The organism is Ensifer sp., from assembly GCF_031989085.1.
In the GTDB taxonomy this organism is placed as follows: Bacteria; Pseudomonadota; Alphaproteobacteria; order Rhizobiales; family Rhizobiaceae; genus Ensifer.
In genome coordinates this window covers 151124-166461 of the sequence record NZ_DALZXU010000007.1, presented here as the reverse complement: position 1 = coordinate 166461, position 15338 = coordinate 151124, and the positions used below count along the sequence as shown (strand labels likewise).

The 15338-nt window shown below is 58.3% G+C and carries 17 protein-coding genes and 2 pseudogenes; 12 read left to right on the top strand and 7 right to left on the bottom strand.

Annotated elements, in window-relative coordinates:
• Positions 1-39 precede the first annotated feature (39 nt).
• Both groL and groES read right to left on the bottom strand, forming a co-directional pair.
• Entirely contained in the window at positions 40-1668 is a 1629-nt protein-coding gene (gene groL / locus RTP54_RS24300; RefSeq protein ID WP_312366128.1) for a chaperonin GroEL, read from the bottom strand.
• Positions 1669-1725: 57 nt separating this feature from the next.
• Positions 1726-2040: a co-chaperone GroES gene (gene groES, locus RTP54_RS24295; protein WP_312366127.1), complete on the bottom strand. Its 315-nt coding sequence runs from the start codon at positions 2038-2040 to the stop codon at positions 1726-1728.
• A gap of 275 nt (positions 2041-2315) precedes the next feature.
• Here groES and RTP54_RS24290 point away from each other — a divergent pair.
• Positions 2316-2568, top strand: a pseudogene (locus RTP54_RS24290) (aspartate-semialdehyde dehydrogenase).
• 110 nt (positions 2569-2678) lie between these two features.
• Here RTP54_RS24290 and RTP54_RS24285 read toward each other — a convergent pair.
• The 3 genes from RTP54_RS24285 to RTP54_RS24275 form a co-directional block, all read right to left on the bottom strand.
• A complete protein-coding gene (locus RTP54_RS24285; protein ID WP_312366126.1) occupies positions 2679-2978 on the bottom strand; it encodes a DUF982 domain-containing protein in 300 nt (99 codons plus the stop codon).
• Positions 2979-3059: 81 nt separating this feature from the next.
• Entirely contained in the window at positions 3060-3536 is a 477-nt protein-coding gene (locus RTP54_RS24280; protein ID WP_312366232.1) for an Hsp20 family protein, read from the bottom strand.
• 353 nt (positions 3537-3889) lie between these two features.
• A complete protein-coding gene (locus RTP54_RS24275) occupies positions 3890-4192 on the bottom strand; it encodes a DUF982 domain-containing protein (RefSeq protein ID WP_312366125.1) in 303 nt (100 codons plus the stop codon).
• A 164-nt stretch (positions 4193-4356) separates the two neighbouring features.
• Here RTP54_RS24275 and RTP54_RS24270 point away from each other — a divergent pair, with 164 nt between their 5' ends.
• The 6 genes from RTP54_RS24270 to RTP54_RS24245 all read left to right on the top strand — a co-directional run bounded on the left by RTP54_RS24270 (position 4357) and on the right by RTP54_RS24245 (position 8922).
• Positions 4357-4602: a hypothetical protein gene (locus tag RTP54_RS24270; protein WP_312366124.1), complete on the top strand. Its 246-nt coding sequence runs from the start codon at positions 4357-4359 to the stop codon at positions 4600-4602.
• Positions 4603-5194: 592 nt separating this feature from the next.
• Positions 5195-5404 carry a cold-shock protein gene (locus RTP54_RS24265; RefSeq protein WP_112812233.1) on the top strand — a complete coding sequence of 70 codons (210 nt, stop codon included), beginning with the start codon at positions 5195-5197 and terminating at the stop codon, positions 5402-5404.
• A 240-nt stretch (positions 5405-5644) separates the two neighbouring features.
• Entirely contained in the window at positions 5645-5869 is a 225-nt protein-coding gene (locus tag RTP54_RS24260) for a hypothetical protein (protein WP_312366123.1), read from the top strand.
• Positions 5870-5906: 37 nt separating this feature from the next.
• Positions 5907-6287 carry a DUF6481 family protein gene (locus RTP54_RS24255; RefSeq protein WP_312366122.1) on the top strand — a complete coding sequence of 127 codons (381 nt, stop codon included), beginning with the start codon at positions 5907-5909 and terminating at the stop codon, positions 6285-6287.
• A gap of 271 nt (positions 6288-6558) precedes the next feature.
• On the top strand, positions 6559-6984 hold the full coding sequence (locus tag RTP54_RS24250) for a plastocyanin/azurin family copper-binding protein (protein WP_312366121.1): 426 nt from the start codon (positions 6559-6561) through the stop codon (positions 6982-6984).
• A gap of 1095 nt (positions 6985-8079) precedes the next feature.
• The gene (locus RTP54_RS24245; protein ID WP_312366120.1) at positions 8080-8922 is read left to right on the top strand and encodes a DMT family transporter; all 843 of its coding nucleotides are present in this window, start codon (positions 8080-8082) and stop codon (positions 8920-8922) included.
• A gap of 184 nt (positions 8923-9106) precedes the next feature.
• On the opposite strand, the gene arsK is transcribed toward RTP54_RS24245, so the two are convergent.
• Both arsK and RTP54_RS24235 read right to left on the bottom strand, forming a co-directional pair.
• The gene (gene arsK, locus RTP54_RS24240; RefSeq protein ID WP_409517205.1) at positions 9107-10306 is read right to left on the bottom strand and encodes an arsenite efflux MFS transporter ArsK; all 1200 of its coding nucleotides are present in this window, start codon (positions 10304-10306) and stop codon (positions 9107-9109) included.
• Positions 10307-10325: 19 nt separating this feature from the next.
• The gene (locus RTP54_RS24235; RefSeq protein ID WP_312366119.1) at positions 10326-10667 is read right to left on the bottom strand and encodes a metalloregulator ArsR/SmtB family transcription factor; all 342 of its coding nucleotides are present in this window, start codon (positions 10665-10667) and stop codon (positions 10326-10328) included.
• 43 nt (positions 10668-10710) lie between these two features.
• On the opposite strand from RTP54_RS24235, the gene RTP54_RS24230 reads away from it, so the two are divergent.
• From RTP54_RS24230 to RTP54_RS24210, 5 genes and pseudogenes are all read left to right on the top strand, one after another.
• Positions 10711-11232, top strand: a complete 522-nt coding sequence (locus RTP54_RS24230; RefSeq protein WP_312366118.1) for a DUF6428 family protein — start codon at positions 10711-10713, stop codon at positions 11230-11232.
• Positions 11233-11490: 258 nt separating this feature from the next.
• Positions 11491-12526 (top strand): annotated as a pseudogene (locus RTP54_RS24225) (Fic family protein).
• A 542-nt stretch (positions 12527-13068) separates the two neighbouring features.
• The gene (locus RTP54_RS24220; protein ID WP_312366117.1) at positions 13069-13509 is read left to right on the top strand and encodes a DNA mismatch endonuclease Vsr; all 441 of its coding nucleotides are present in this window, start codon (positions 13069-13071) and stop codon (positions 13507-13509) included.
• On the top strand, positions 13496-14671 hold the full coding sequence (locus RTP54_RS24215) for a DNA cytosine methyltransferase (protein WP_312366116.1): 1176 nt from the start codon (positions 13496-13498) through the stop codon (positions 14669-14671). Before RTP54_RS24220 ends, RTP54_RS24215 begins: the two co-directional genes overlap by 14 nt.
• On the top strand, positions 14668-15321 hold the full coding sequence (locus RTP54_RS24210; protein ID WP_312366115.1) for an Eco29kI family restriction endonuclease: 654 nt from the start codon (positions 14668-14670) through the stop codon (positions 15319-15321). Before RTP54_RS24215 ends, RTP54_RS24210 begins: the two co-directional genes overlap by 4 nt.
• Positions 15322-15338: the final 17 nt, after the last annotated feature.

The following is a 15338-nucleotide window of genomic DNA, read 5'->3' as shown; positions in this document are numbered from 1 at the left end:
GCCCGCCTTTCAAGGCGAGCTCCCTTCGTTGTCAAAGGCTCAGAAATCCATGCCAGCACCAGCTGGCAGCGCAGAAGCCTTTTCCTGCTTTGGCTTTTCGGCGATCATTGCTTCCGTGGTGATAAGAAGGCCCGCCACGGAGGCTGCGTCCTGGAGAGCCGTCCTTACAACCTTTGCCGGGTCGATTACCCCCATTGCGAACAGATCGCCGTACTCTCCAGTCTGAGCGTTCCAGCCGAACTGCAGATCAGACTTTTCCCGAAGTTTGCCGACTACGATAGAGCCCTCGGCGCCGGCATTCTCCGCGATCTGGCGAACCGGGGCCTCGACCGCGCGCCGGACAATATCGATCCCGACACGCTGCTCGTCGTTGGCGAAGGCAAGGTTGTCTAGGGCCTTGGTGGCGCGAAGCAGCGCCACGCCGCCGCCAGGCAGGATGCCTTCCTCTACGGCAGCACGGGTTGCGTGCAATGCGTCGTCGACGCGATCCTTCTTCTCCTTGACTTCGATTTCCGTCGACCCGCCGACCCGGATGACGGCCACGCCGCCGGCGAGCTTGGCCAGGCGTTCCTGCAACTTCTCGCGATCGTAGTCGGAACTGGTCTCTTCGATCTGCCCTCGGATCTGAGCCACCCGGCCGTCGATTTCCGCCTTTGAGCCGACACCATCGATAATCGTCGTATTCTCCTTCTCGATCACCACCTTCTTCGCCCGACCAAGCATGTTGAGAGTGACATTTTCCAACTTAATACCGACATCCTCGGAAATGACTGTGCCGCCGGAGAGGACGGCGATGTCCTCCAGCATCGCCTTACGGCGATCGCCGAAGCCAGGAGCCTTGACGGCTGCAATCTTAAGCCCGCCGCGCAGCTTGTTGACGACGAGCGTTGCCAGTGCCTCACCCTCGACATCTTCAGCAACGATCACAAGCGGCTTGCCGGATTGCACCACTGCTTCGAGTACCGGCAGCATAGCCTGCAGGTTGGACAGCTTCTTTTCGTGGATGAGGATATAGGGATCTTCCAACTCGACCCGCATCTTGTCCTGGTTGGTCACGAAATAGGGGCTGAGATAACCGCGGTCGAACTGCATGCCTTCGACCACCTCAAGCTCGGTTTCAGCCGTCTTGGCTTCTTCGACAGTGATTACTCCTTCATTGCCGACCTTCTCCATCGCTTGAGCGAGATATTGGCCGATCTCCTCGTCCCCGTTGGCCGAGATAGTTCCAACCTGGGCGATCTCCGAATTGTTCGAAATCTTGCGGGCGTTGGTTTTCAACTCCCTCACGACAGCGTCGACGGCAAGATCGATTCCGCGCTTTAGATCCATTGGGTTCAGGCCGGATGCGACAGCCTTTGCCCCCTCTTTGACGATAGCCTGGGCGAGAACGGTGGCGGTGGTTGTGCCGTCACCGGCTAGATCGTTGGTCTTCGAGGCGACCTCGCGCAACATCTGCGCGCCCATATTCTCGAACTTGTCTTCAAGCTCGATTTCCTTGGCAACCGAGACACCGTCTTTGGTTATCCGCGGAGATCCAAAAGACTTTTCGATCACGACGTTGCGGCCCTTTGGGCCGAGCGTGACCTTTACGGCGTTTGCCAGAACATCGACCCCACGCAGCATGCGTTCACGGGCATCGACATTGAATTTGACGTCTTTCGCAGCCATGTGTTCACTCCTTCAACAGGCAGCTAGATTTGACTGATGGGTTGTAGTGCCGGCCGATCAGGCGACCTTCTTCTGTGCCGCCTCGACTTCGATGACACCGAGAACGTCGCTTTCCTTCATGATCAGCAGGTCTTCGCCGTTGATCTTGATTTCCGTGCCGGACCATTTGCCGAACAGGATACGGTCGCCGGCCTTAACATCGAGCGGCAGCACCTGGCCAGCCTCGCTTCGAAGGCCGGAACCCACGGCGATGACCTCGCCCTCCTGCGGCTTTTCCTTGGCGGTATCGGGGATGATGATGCCGCCTTTTGTCTTTTCCTCGGAATCGATACGGCGCAAAAGAATGCGATCGTGCAGCGGTCGGAACGTCATGTTTTCCTCCATGGACAAACGATGATGATCAATACTTCCCTTTCCGGCCGGAAGACCAATCCGGAACGGGTGCCGGACCCATGAGGCATCCGGCGGCGATCGATTTAATTTTGCAGATTTCCGGTTTCAAGGGTCTTGGGCAAAAAAATAGCAGTCAAACTTCTCTTCTGCCAAGCGACTGTTCCGGAACGGAAATTCGCCCGAACGACCGATTTTGATTGCACAGGGAGTGCACCTTTGGCAGCATTGTCCTGTTTGTTGGATGGAGATGGAGCATGAAGTTTTCATCAGACCTGGAGCAACAACTCCATGGATATGGCCTGACCACAGCACATATTCTCTACCGCATTCCCGATTTCGAATCCGTGCTGCAGACCTATGTCTGGCAGCACTATGACGTTGCGAAGATTTCTCAATTTCTGGCAGCAGAAGCTCGATGGCCCACTCCATTCCATACGCTATTCGCACAGACGGCTGATAGGCCCGAACGAATGGCACCAGATCGATGGGGAGTTCGATCTGTACTAACGAAGTGTGTCGTGGCAGACATTTAGGTCATCACGCTGCAGGGCATCCTCGACGCCCTGCGGTATCATTGACCCAAGCGCCGCTGTTCCAACGCTTAGGCGTTCTCGGAGCTATAGCATTTGCTGGTTGCTGCCGCGCGTGTTGCGCCTCGCGACGGCGATGTCGACTGTTGGGGCGATCAAATCATGTTTTTCCGCGAAGGCAACAAAAACGCCTCGGGCGGTCTCCGCCTCGATTTCGTCCCTCAGTGCGGCTCGGCATGCTTTCAACGCGAATGCGCGGGCTGGATCATGAGGGGAAGCTGGCCAGTCCATCAGAAGCCGGTAAGCATGCATCACCGTGCGGACTTCCGTCGGTATACCGAGGCCCGTCAGAATGGTTACAGGTGCTTCGAACATATCGGGTTTCATCGTGTTCTCCTTTCATAAGCCCGATCGTTGAGCGGAAAAAAGGGGGCGCCGACAACGGCGCCCACGCATGCACCGATCATCTCAGGCGGCCGTTCGGCTCCCGATCTTAGGAGCGTTCTGCGTCTCTGCGAGAGTTGCGTTCGTCTGGATGTCGATTTTCCGCGGCTTCATTGCCTCGGGGATTTCCCGGATCAGATCAATGGACAGCAACCCGTTTGTCAGATCAGCGCCCGAAACCCTGACGTGGTCAGCCAGCTCGAAGCGGTGTTCGAAGGGACGGCCCGCGATCCCGCGATGCAGATAGCCTTCGCCCTGAGGTTCGCCCTTGTTGCCGGCAATCGTCAGCAGGTTGGACTGAAATGTGAGGTTGAGATCATCCTGCGAGAAGCCGGCGACGGCGACCGTAATGCGGTAGGTATCGTCACCCGTTTTGACGATATCGTAGGGTGGCCAGTCGCTGACGGTGCGGGCACGCTGCGCATTTTCCAGAAGATTGAATACGCGATCGAAGCCAACGCTCGAGCGGAAGAGTGGTGCATAGTCATAAGATGTTGCCATAACCATATCCTCCTTGAAGCAACATGGATACGGGGGCGCCAGACGCCTGATGCCCCAGCGATTGCTGACCCTTACGGCAGCCAGCGAATTTGAGTTGGTTTTGGTCACATTCTGTTTCAAGAGCTCAGCTGCAAAAAAGAGCGCCCTTTTAACAGCCCACGAAAAGGCTTCAGGCCACTGTTGCTAGTGTCGACGGGGGGTGACTTCTGGAAGGACAGGACGCCACGTGGCGGGCGCCCCCAGATGAGCAATAGACGGTTGCCGAAGCGGATATTCCTGGGGCAACCTTGCGAGTGGATCACACATTTCTAAGCCTGATTGGGACACACATAGTGCCCCAATCGCAGCGCTTTTCAGGCGACTGATCGCTGTCCGCCGGAGCCAGGGCGAGCGAAATTAGCTTCTGCGGCAGTCGCAGACATGCCAGCGTCAAGACAGGCGTCAATAAACGCCTCTCGAGCGATCGCAACCGGCGTTACCCGGTTCAGGGCGCGACGGCAGGCTTGAACCGCACGATTGTGCTTTCTGCCGCGCAGCATAGACCAATCCGCTTCGAGGAAATCGAGCGCGTCGTTGACGGTTGAGAAAATGTGCTCGGTTCCGTCTTTCAGACGGAGTGAGACGGGCGACATCCAAATCATTTCCGGATTGAACATGGCATCCTCCTTTCGCACACAACACCCGGATGAAAAAGAAGCATTAAAAATGTTGGCGCGAGCTGCATCGATGTCAAGAGCAGGATCCCGTCGTTTTGCGTGGACGAATTGACATCTTGTCGAGCGATTTCATCGCACTATCCTGTAGCAAGGAGGAGAGATCGATGCCGAAGATAGCCCCGCCCAAGCTTCCTGCATGTCATCCGGACCGTGGCTCGCAGTGCCAGAAGGCACTTGAGACAGAATTCCAACTGCTGGCCTGTCGGGCCGAGGCAGCGGGTTGGTCGCCTGAAGAGGTTGCAGCAGCTCTCATCGACCTCGCGGATAATCATTTCCTGTCCATGGACACGGGTGAAGAGATGTTTGAGCTAGGCGCCGGCGTCGTCTTGATCGCCCGCAAGCGTCACTAGTGGCAAACCGCTGAAGCCGTTGTTGTCATTTTTCGAAATCTGCAAAGCTGATGCCAAGACTCCTCAGCGCTCGGGAGGTTCAGCAACGCATAGCGTTTCCATTCACTCGTTATCGTTTTGAGCCCCCATCAGCGCATGGATAGATTGCGCCGGGCACCCTTCTCTATTCAGCAGATTGGCAGTCGCGAGGATTGATACGGTCTCCCCGGCGATCCGGCGATATTACCAGCAGGCAGTCAGGCATGCATTTGCGAGACGACAACAGCGGCGTTAATCTGACGATTCGCCGCGGCATCGAAGATGTATGCCGGCCCATGGACAAGCGCAGATGCCGAGTCGACAGACCCTCTCGAGCGGGCCGACGGACTGCGCGTCGGCCAGGACCCCCTGGCGGCGCCATCATTGGCGGAAACTAAAAGTTGACTAACAGGTCGGTTGCCTCTATCAGTGATTTACCGATATTTGCTTGCTGAGCTTTGGTTACCGCGCATTTAGCAACCGCGCCCTGACGAACCTTCCTTTCAAAAATCGCTATCATCATCCGCAGCGCTTCCGCGCGGCGGTCGTTCAATATGCTATGAAAGGGTTCATCATGACCACTGGCACAGTTAAATGGTTTAATTCCACCAAGGGCTTCGGCTTCATTCAGCCTGACAACGGCGGCCCGGACGCATTCGTCCACATCTCCGCCGTCGAACGCGCTGGCATGCGCGAAATCGTCGAGGGCCAGAAGCTCGCCTACGACATGGAGCGCGACAACAAGTCGGGCAAGATGTCTGCCTGCAACCTTCAGGCAGCTTAAATCGGTATCGGCTCTCCCTTGACCACGGATGTACTGGCACTGTCGAGAGCATGATACCCATCAAGGTCAGGCAAATATGCCTGGCCTTTTTTATTCCCACATGTTGCCTGCATGATCCCGCCGATCGAAATCGCGCCGGAGATGAAACCATGTGGGAACAAAAGGGATAGCGCGGTTGCCGCGCGCCTCCGTGTCGAGGTGTACCACCGCTGGCGAGCCCTTTTTAGGTCGGGAAACCCTATGACAGAGATACACACCAAATCGCGCCAGCGTGCGGAGATCGCCTTTGCCAAGGAGCAATCGCAATTCTTCGCCCGGGACAGCGCGGTCGAAGAGCTCGACTCCATCGTCCAGGCTCGCGAAGAAAAGACGTTGCGCTTGCGGGAGGCCCGCCTGGCAAAAGAGTTGCAGGATCGCCTGACGGCCTCCGCCGCCCCCGTTTCGAAACGTGTCAGAAAGGCCTGACTTTCAGTCAGGGTGACACCTCAACTGGAATAGAGACTTGAGAAACATCAGAAACAGTGAACTCACCGACCGTCGCAGCGCCGCCAACGATGCGAAGGCAGCGCTTCTCCAGGCCTATCGCGCTGCCAAGGAAGCAGCCGAACCGGCCCAGCTCGCCCGTCAGGCCGAACGCCAGGTGGTCGCTGCCGCCCGCGAGGAACGGCGCATCAATCGCGAGCGGGTAAAGACCGAGGAGCGCGAGCGCTTGCAGGCGGAGGCAGTCGAGCGCGAGGCAGCAATCGTCGCTGCAGCAACGGCCGAAGCCGATGCACGAGAAGCCGCTGACAAGAACCGCATTTCACGCGTCATCGAAGACGAAGCTGCGCGCAAGGCCGAACGCGATCGGCGCTACGCCAACCGCAAGGCCCGACAGGGCTGAAAGGCCAGCCAAGAACTGCCTGGGTAGCCGCCGATTGCGAGTACGCGATGTTGGGCTGTTCAGCGCATGAGGTCCTCGCTCTCCCTGCCACTGATGTGGTTCGCAAGAAATACCGGCCATCTATTCTACCTTGAACGAAGTTCGACTTTCATCGCATGCACTCCAAGGCCCCGTGTCCATTAGCTGGGTTGACAGGGAATCGACAGGACGGAGCCCCTAGGTTCTGCCCCACGCAACGTGGTGAATCGACCTTCTCAAAAGGAGACTCTGCATGCGATACCTGCGCAACACAGCTACCGCCTTTGCAATCGCCTGTCTTGCAACGCCAGCATTCGCCGCAACCATGGTCAAGGTCACGGAGGGGGGCGAAACCGGCGGTCCGATGACTCTCACCCTCGATCACTCCACGATCAAGGCCGGTGAGACGACATTCCTAGTCCACAACGATGCCATTACCGAAGAGCATGAGATGGTACTCGTGAAGCTGAAGTCAGCCGATCAGCAGCTTGTCGTTGATGCAGCCAAGGGACGGATCGACGAAAAGACGCTCAAAAGCATGGGCGAGGTTTCCGAGCTAAAACCCGGTTCCGAAGGTCAGCTGACGGCCAAGCTCGCGCCGGGCTCCTATGCACTTCTTTGCAATATAAAAGGCCATTACGAAGCCGGTATGCATGCCATGCTGACAGTTACCGAGTAGACGATCCACCTTCCTCCCCCGATCTCGGCGAAGCGTTTTACTCCGTTGCAATCAAGCCCTTTTCTCTGTCGCAACGGATCTTGCACGGGATGACGGCTCGTATTCTTCAACATGCGCGAATGGAACTGGCGGCGGACAACTCGCTGCGACAGGCCGTTCGCGCTCGGCTTGATCGTCTAAAAGCCTAGTCTCGCGGCTAGCAGCCGGGATCCGGCAAGGCTAGGCTCGGCAAGCTGCTCCGTTTGATGAAGGACGCACCACGACCAACAGTACGAAATCCAGGCCCTCACCTGCCGGCCCTCACCAGCGATCTCGCGATATCGATGATGTCGACCCGACTGCTCCGTTGTTGCTCGACGCGGAGTAGAAGGAGTTCCAGGGCTGCGCATCGCCCCGCCCCTACGGTTTGCACCAACAGAAAGCTCGCCGCGCCGACGTGGTCTTGGATCTGCACATGGCGATGCTCATACTTCGGGACACCCCGCTAAAACAGGCGCGTGGCGTGAAGGGATAGCTCTGAACGCTCCCCGCCGGGACGCCTCTGAGCCCAGAATCCTGGATACGTCACGCAACATTCACCGGCGTCTGCGCCGCTAAGACGGTTTGGGAATTCGGCATCGGCGGCGTTCCTTGAAAGGTCCGAGGCAGTGAGCCAACCCAATGCCACTGTCCCGCGTCGGGTCCGGCGGTCTCTTTCCGCACGCGGCCGATACAGCCGACGCCGTCAAACCCGAGCCAATCGGGATCGGCCGGCAGCTCGTTCTTATCTAGCCCGGTGCGGCGCCAATGGTAGCGTGGTTGGTAGGACATTCCTTTAACTTCACCCGTCGGAATACGGTTTGCGCCCGAGTTCGTCGCAAATCGTTTGCCACGACGCTCGGCCCATTCCCCTTATTCGCAATAGGACTGTCATGGGAACGTTCTTTAAGTCCTCGATTGTGTAATATCCATGCCGATTGAGCTCGGCGACTAGCCGCGGCCTCAACTTCAAATCGGAAAGCTTCTTAGTCATTCTTGCATAAAAGCAGGCTGGGTCCGCGCGTCAATGGCCGATTCTGCAAGTTTGGAGGTGAGACCAACGTCCTCGCAACAGCCTTGGGTGTTGATCCGAAGGTGCCCATCGGGCTGCTCGGCCTTCTCAATCCTGGATGGGCCTATACGTTCAGCATGTTCGGCCTGGCGGAAACCAGTGCGAGCATTGCGACATTGCTCTGGGCTTTCGAGCCGATCCTCATTCTCGGCCTTGCCTGGATATTTCTCAAGGAGCGAATTGACGGCCAACTCGCCGGTCTCGTGGCTCTTGCGGCAAGCGGGGTTTTTCTGATCAGCGGCCCCCTAACAGGTGCGCCGTCTTCTAGCACGAACCTGGGAACAGCGCTGATCCTGGTCGGGGTGCTGTGCTGTGCGATCTACACGGTACTGGCGCGCAATCTCACCGCCAGTCCGCTGTTCACGGTCGCCATACAACAGACCGTCGCACTGAGTTGGATGGTTCTGATTTGGACGCTTGAACTGTACGCAGTCGCCCCGCCCGACATTGCCACCGTGCCAATCCAGGACGTTGGAACGATTGTTCTCTCAGGGCTTCTCTACTATGCACTTGCCTATTGGCTGTATCTGCATGCGCTCAGGTCAATGCCCGCGAGCGTTGCCGGCAGCTTCTTCAGCCTCATCCCGGTATTCGGGGTGGTCGGATCGTTCCTTTTTCTGGGTGAGCGCCTGACGCCACCACAGTGGTTGGGAGCCATCCTGATCCTCGGCGCTGTCATGATGGTGCTGAGGCGAAATATCGTCGAACCTTCTATCGAGTTGGCCGGACGCATGACCGCTATTCAACAATCTAAGACGCTATCGATGCTCGACGAGCGCCAACTTGACGACATCGGGCTTACTCCGAAACAAGCGTCAGAACTCGACAGAAAGAACGCCGATCGATGAAAACCGTAAGGCGTTGACCCGTTGGTTATGGCAACAGCTAAGGCTGGGCCATCACCAAGTGGTAACTAGCTCAGGGTGATGGGGTCGCTTGGTCACAGGGCGGTCGGGATATGCGCCGCAACCCCATAGAGACTGTTCTACGAGACGTCTATCGATCCGACGAGGCTGGGCAGCCATCCTCTCATCAGGCAACGCGCGCGCCCTGAACAGAAGCTGCTACAGCGGCAAATGCGAGGATTCCGAGCGCACCCAGCACGGCGATGACGAAAAGCGAGACGGCGATCCCGAATTGATCCATTGCAGTCGCGAACGCGAACGGGGCGGCTGCGCCAGTCGCCAACCTTGCCGCGGCCATCTTGCCCGTGATCGCGCCATAGCCAGCCGACCCGAAGAGATAGAGCGGCAAGCTCCCCTGAGCGATGCTGTTGATCCCTGACCCAAGCCCAAGACAGATGGCGAAAGCCACCGCACCTGGCAGCCAATCACCCGACAACCCGAGTATAACCGCACCGACGACCATCAGCGCCGCGGACACAATCGCCAGCGCGGGCGGCGACAGGCTCTTTCCGAAGACCATGTTGATCAGGCGGCTCATGACCTGGGCCGGACCGAACAAGGAGCCGATCACGACCGCCGCACTGCCGAGTCCGATCGCGCCGAGCATCGGCACCATGTGGGCAAGGATTGCGGCGAGGGTGAAGCCCGAAAGAGAGAAGGCAAAGGAGACCAGCAACATGCCACGGCGGCGCGCCTGTGGCTCAAGAGCGCCAACGACGACCTCGCGGGTTCTTGTCTCGTCCGTCTTCGAACCGATTCTTCCGGCAAGCATAATCCAGTAGTGCAATGGCATGCAGACGAGAAGGTTCAGGACGGCGAACACCAGATAGATTTCCCGCCAGGACAGATATCCGGTCAGTGTCGCGGCGATCGGCCAGAAGATGGTGGAGGCAAAGCCGCCGATGAGCGTGAGGTAGGTGATGCTTCGCGACGCAGTTCGAGGTTCACTTTCGACCAGTGTGGCGAAGGCTGCCTGGTACTGGACCATCCCGGAGGACACTTCCAGCAGAACGATCGCAAGGGCGAAGAGCGATACGGACGGCGACCATGCACACAGCGCCAGCGTGAACGCCGCAAGCGCCGACCCCAGCGTCATCACTGTCGCCGCACCGATCTTGTCCATGTGCCTGCCGATGAACGGGGCGGACAGGCCCCCTATAAACAGCGAGACCGAGAAGACGGCGAAGACCCGCTCCAGGCTGATGCCGAGGTCTTTGGCCATTCCGGGGGCGAGGATGCTGAAGGAGTAGTAGAGAGTGCCGTAGCCGATGATCTGCGTGACACCGAGAGCGGAGACAATGCCCGCCGGAACCTTGATCGTATGCAATGACGTGTTCCTTGACGGCCTATGCTTCGCTCGAACAGCAATTAGCGGATCGCTCGACGGACCCACGGATGCCGGGATGCCCCGCACAGCAGTCTTCCATCAGGAAAGTCACCAGGTCGGCCAACGTGTCGTAACTCGCGCTGTAGACGATCGAGCGCGACTCCCGGCGCTGGGTGATGAGACCAGAGCGTTCGAGTTCCTTGAGATGGAACGAGACGTTCGATGGAGAGACGCCCATGCGTTCGGCAATCGCGCCGGCGGCCAGACCTTCAGGACCGGCGACGACCAGGGTTCTCACGATGGACAGTCGGGTTTCCTGAGAAAGCGCGGCGAAGGAGGAGAGGGCTTGACGATCATCCATATTTCAATAATCCTTGAATCATTGAAATCGAGGATAGCCGCAAATGAGCACGATCGACAATAGCCAATCCGACAAAACCCATATCTCGCTCGGTGAGCTACTCGGCAGAGCCGCAGAAACTCCGGAACTGCCCTTGGTCTTCACCTACGACGGTAAGCCCGTAAAGCCCGGTTATCACATGACCGAGGTGAAGGCCGGTCAGTTCTCCGCGCTTGATTGCGGGGCAAATCCGGAAGCCTGGTCGGAAATCTTCGTGCAGCTGTGGGATATCGAGGAGGGCGAGCGGACCCATATGACGGCCGGGAAGTTCTCGGCGATCGTCCGAAAGGTTTCCGAACACGTCCATCTCGACGGCTCCGCAAAGTTGACCTTCGAAGTGAGCGATGGCGTCCGGCCGATGCAACTGTTCTGCGCAAACGCTCCCGTCGTGGAGGACGGTGCTCTCTATGTAGCATTGACGCCGCGTCCTGCGAGTTGCAAACCACGGGACCGTTGGTTGGCAGAGCGAACGTCCACCGAGTACCCATGCTGCGGCTCTTCGGCGGACAGGAAGTGTTGCGCTTAGTCAAGCCATGCACGCTTGGCGGGCGATTCGGGACCTTTGCGTCAAGAAGCTCGGTGTCCGCTTGTCGTGTTGAATGTCCTACAGCGGACAGGCCGATTTCGGCCCCTAAGCCAGCTTTCAAACCCTCGCCTCGAGAGATTCGAACCAGCTTCCATGCCCGTCGTTTATTAAGCGATCCCACTAATTAACAAAATTGCTATTCGTTAATTAAGGCGCGATGCTATTTAACTCCACCACAACAATCGACACGGGAAGGCAATGGACCGAAACGACCCCAATACCAATGGACGGTTGGGCCGCTTTGTTGAAACCGCTGTCGGCGGTGAACGCCTCAAAGCGTTCGTGCCGCCTGCCCTTCCCCCGGTTCCGCCAATCGCGATCACCGGCCTGGTCACACGTCCAAGCGCGGCCGAGCGCGCGGTCGGAAGCGATCGGTGGCCAGCCGGTCGACGATATCCGGGAAGTCTCCAACTACGTCGACGCCATGATGTTCGGTCTCAAGCGCCTGGAGCAGCTGCCGCTATCACTGCGCCTTATTCGGGAAATGCATCAGCGATTGTTGGACAGCGGCCGGGGAGGGACGAAGAGCCCTGGTGAATTCCGCACGTCCCAGAACTGGATCGGCGGAACTCGGCCGGGAAACGCAATGTTTGTGCCCCCTCCTCCCAATGAAGTCATGAACTGCCTGGGGGAATTGGAGAGGTTTGTTCATCTGGATACGCCCGACATTCCACCTCTGATCAAGGCGGGACTCATTCACGTTCAGTTTGAAACCATCCATCCTTTCCTGGACGGCAACGGCCGTCTCGGCCGGCTTTTGATCACGCTATTCCTTTGCGCCACCGGCGTGCTTCGACAACCCCTGCTTTACCTCAGCCTGTATTTCAAATCGCGCAGGTCCGACTATTACCGCCTGCTGCAGGAAGTCCGCGAATACGGCACCTGGGAAGCGTGGCTCGAATTTTTTCTGGATGGAATCGCCGAAACAGCGGAACAAGCTTTTGAGACTGCCAATCAAATTGCACGACTGTTCGACGGTGACCGCGAACGCATCGTAAGGGAGTCTGAGCGTACCGGATCAGTCCTTCAGATCCACGAAGCCATGCGCACCAGCCCTTATCTGACCGCCCCCACGGCGATGAAGCGGAGCGGACTAACCATGCCGACCGTCAACGCAGCTCTAGACCAACTCCAGAAACTTGGGATCGTCGAAGAAGCAACAGGTCGACGGCGTGGCCGAGTCTTCGTCTATCGCGCGTACATGGAAATACTGAGCGAGGGAGCAAGCGGCTAAAGCGTTCCTGCCGATACATTATGCGATTATTTTGGCTCGAAAAGTGAACATCACAGCAACAGGGCTTGCAGGGCTCTAGGAAGCAAAGTTCTCTCCGGCCCGTGAGCGCGTCGACGCTTAGGTCTGCCGCCGGCTTCTATGGAACCACGGCCAAGGCAGATCCTTGCGGAAGGCACACCGCGACGCGCTTCCTGATGGCAGCGCTCGAAAACGGTATCAATAGCCGCGAAATGCTCGCCGGAACGCTCGTCGAGCGACTATGGCGCGACACAAACCCTTCCCACGCACGACCAATCTACCCTAGATATTTATGGACCCGCGATTCGCGCAACCGCAAATTTTTCTTAATGGCGCCAAGATGACCCGTTGGTTGGTCTCGCGGGCTGGTAAGATCGACATTACAGGCGTGGGTTTCGCCGCCTCCCGTGCGATGGCGAGATCGGCCGGCGGCTACTATATGGAGACATCGCCCAAGAGCCGCCAGTGAGCATCGCGGCATGGCCGCGACGCAAGTCGAATCATGCAACCAAGCTAGTGGCAAGATGACTGATACCCTCACCCCCTCGCAGCGATCAGACCGCATGTCCCGAGTGCGTGGACGCGACACCAAACCCGAACTAGTTGTTCGCCGCGTGGTTCATGCGCTCGGCTACCGCTTTCGACTGCATCGTCGCGATATGCCGGGATCGCCGGACATCGTGTTGCCTCGGTTCAGGTCCGTTATCCTCGTCCACGGATGTTTTTGGCACCGCCACAGCGACCCCGACTGTCGCCTTGCGCGCATGCCCAAATCACGTATTGAATTCTGGGGTCCGAAGCTCGCGTCGAATCAGTCGCGTGACGAACGCGTGCGGCGGGCGCTCGAGGCGCTTGGATGGCGTGTGCTCGTTATTTGGGAATGCGAAGTGAAGGACCAAGGAAAGTTGAGGCGCGAGATCCTCGAATTCCTCGGCGGCAAGGGAGACGAAAGTGAAGGCGATTGAACTCTTTGCTGGCGCGGGTGGCCTCGGCATGGGCGTTAGCCTCGCCGGTTTCAAGCCGGAGCTTATCGTCGAGTGGGATCGCTGGTGTTGCGACACGCTGCGCGAGAACCGCAAGATCAAGGAATCGATCATCGCCAAGTGGCCGGCGCCCATCGAGGGTGACGTCCGCGACGTCGATTACCGCCCATTCGAGGGAAAAATCGAGCTCATCACCGGCGGCCCGCCTTGCCAACCCTTCTCAATCGGCGGTCGCCACCGCGCGCACGATGATAGCCGTGACATGTGGCCCGAGGCTGTGCGCGCCGTTCGCGAGGTGCGCCCGCGGGCGTTCATCTTTGAGAACGTCAAGGGCCTCACCCGCGAGACCTTCTCCACCTACCTCGGCTACATCCTGTTGCAGCTAACATTTCCGTCCATCAAGCTCGGGCCGGATGAGGATTGGCAAGACCACCGCGATCGCTTGCAACGACATCATACTTCAGGTGGCAAGATCGAATACCGGGTTATCCATCAGCTGGTGAACGCGGCCAACCATGGTGTGCCGCAAAAACGCGAGCGTGTTGTCTTCGTCGGCTTCGCCGAAGGTATCGAGGCGGACTGGTGTTTCCCCCGGGAAACCCACTCGCTCGACGCCCTCCTTCATTCCCAGTTCAAGAGTGGAGAATACTGGGATGGGCATAAGGTCGCGACCAAGGATCGCGTCATCAACGAACGCTTCCAGACCCGTGGCCAACGGCTTAGCGCCAAGCCATCCGAGCTGCCTTGGCGAACGGTGCGCGACGCCTTAGCCGGCCTGCCGGAACCCACGCCGCGCGACAAGGATCACGGCATCCTCAACCACAAGCTACAACCTGGCGCTCGATCCTATGTCGGTCACACCGGAAGCTCGCTAGACGAGCCGGCGAAGACGCTCAAGGCGGGCGTTCACGGCGTTCCGGGTGGAGAGAACATGCTGCGTCGCGCGGATGGAAGTGTGCGATATTTCACGATCCGCGAAAGCGCTCGTCTCCAGGCGTTTCCGGACAACTACGCGCTGCACGGCGCGTGGAGCGAGGCAATGCGTCAGCTCGGCAACGCGGTTCCCGTCACGCTTAGTGAGGTCGTCGCCAAGTCCGTGCGTGACCATTTGATCGCGTCGACGATGCAAGCGGGCAAGGCATGAGCGGTACGGCCTATAACCCGCTCGATAAGCTGAACCTGGGGAAGTCGGTGGCCGAGGCGCTCCTCGATCGGGAGCCGTGTCCACTTGGTGAGATACCCTCTTTCGAGGGCGCGGGAATTTACGTCATTTACTACCACGGCGATCTAGCGCTTTATGGCCCCATCGCAAATGCCAATCGAGATGGAATGAGATGGCCGATCTATATCGGCAAGGCGATACCGAGCGGTTCGCGCCGTGGCGCCAACCTGAAGGGCGAAACCAAGGGACGCTGGCTTCAAAAACGCCTCGAGGAACATCGAGAGAGCATCGCGCTTGTCGAGGCCAATACACCCGAAAACCTGAGGGTCGCCGACTTCCAAGCCCGGTTCCTTATCGTCGACGACATCTGGATACCACTCGGCGAAAGCCTGTTGATTTCCACATTCAAGCCCTTGTGGAATCGAGTGTTGGACGGCTTCGGCAACCATGATCCTGGCGCTGGTAGGTACAATGGACTGCGCCCTCTTTGGGACGTGCTGCATCCTGGTCGCGCTTGGGCGCAGAAATGCCGAGAGCGACCGGAAAGCAGTCAAGACATCGCGCAAAAGGTAGCCAGCTTTCTCGATGCGAACGATCCTCCACGAAGCGGACATATGCATTTTACCCCTTAGCTGCTTCGCGATCATGT

Excerpts from the sequence above, each read along its gene's own strand:
- groL (WP_312366128.1), bottom strand. The coding sequence starts at position 1,668 with ATGGCTGCGAAAGACGTCAAATTCAATGTCGATGCCCGTGAACGCATG.
- groES (WP_312366127.1), bottom strand. The coding sequence starts at position 2,040 with ATGACGTTCCGACCGCTGCACGATCGCATTCTTTTGCGCCGTATCGAT.
- RTP54_RS24285 (WP_312366126.1), bottom strand. The coding sequence starts at position 2,978 with ATGAAACCCGATATGTTCGAAGCACCTGTAACCATTCTGACGGGCCTC.
- RTP54_RS24280 (WP_312366232.1), bottom strand. The coding sequence starts at position 3,536 with ATGGCAACATCTTATGACTATGCACCACTCTTCCGCTCGAGCGTTGGC.
- RTP54_RS24275 (WP_312366125.1), bottom strand. The coding sequence starts at position 4,192 with ATGTTCAATCCGGAAATGATTTGGATGTCGCCCGTCTCACTCCGTCTG.
- RTP54_RS24270 (WP_312366124.1), top strand. The coding sequence starts at position 4,357 with ATGCCGAAGATAGCCCCGCCCAAGCTTCCTGCATGTCATCCGGACCGT.
- RTP54_RS24265 (WP_112812233.1), top strand. The coding sequence starts at position 5,195 with ATGACCACTGGCACAGTTAAATGGTTTAATTCCACCAAGGGCTTCGGC.
- RTP54_RS24260 (WP_312366123.1), top strand. The coding sequence starts at position 5,645 with ATGACAGAGATACACACCAAATCGCGCCAGCGTGCGGAGATCGCCTTT.
- RTP54_RS24250 (WP_312366121.1), top strand. The coding sequence starts at position 6,559 with ATGCGATACCTGCGCAACACAGCTACCGCCTTTGCAATCGCCTGTCTT.
- RTP54_RS24235 (WP_312366119.1), bottom strand. The coding sequence starts at position 10,667 with ATGGATGATCGTCAAGCCCTCTCCTCCTTCGCCGCGCTTTCTCAGGAA.
- RTP54_RS24230 (WP_312366118.1), top strand. The coding sequence starts at position 10,711 with ATGAGCACGATCGACAATAGCCAATCCGACAAAACCCATATCTCGCTC.
- RTP54_RS24220 (WP_312366117.1), top strand. The coding sequence starts at position 13,069 with ATGACTGATACCCTCACCCCCTCGCAGCGATCAGACCGCATGTCCCGA.
- RTP54_RS24210 (WP_312366115.1), top strand. The coding sequence starts at position 14,668 with ATGAGCGGTACGGCCTATAACCCGCTCGATAAGCTGAACCTGGGGAAG.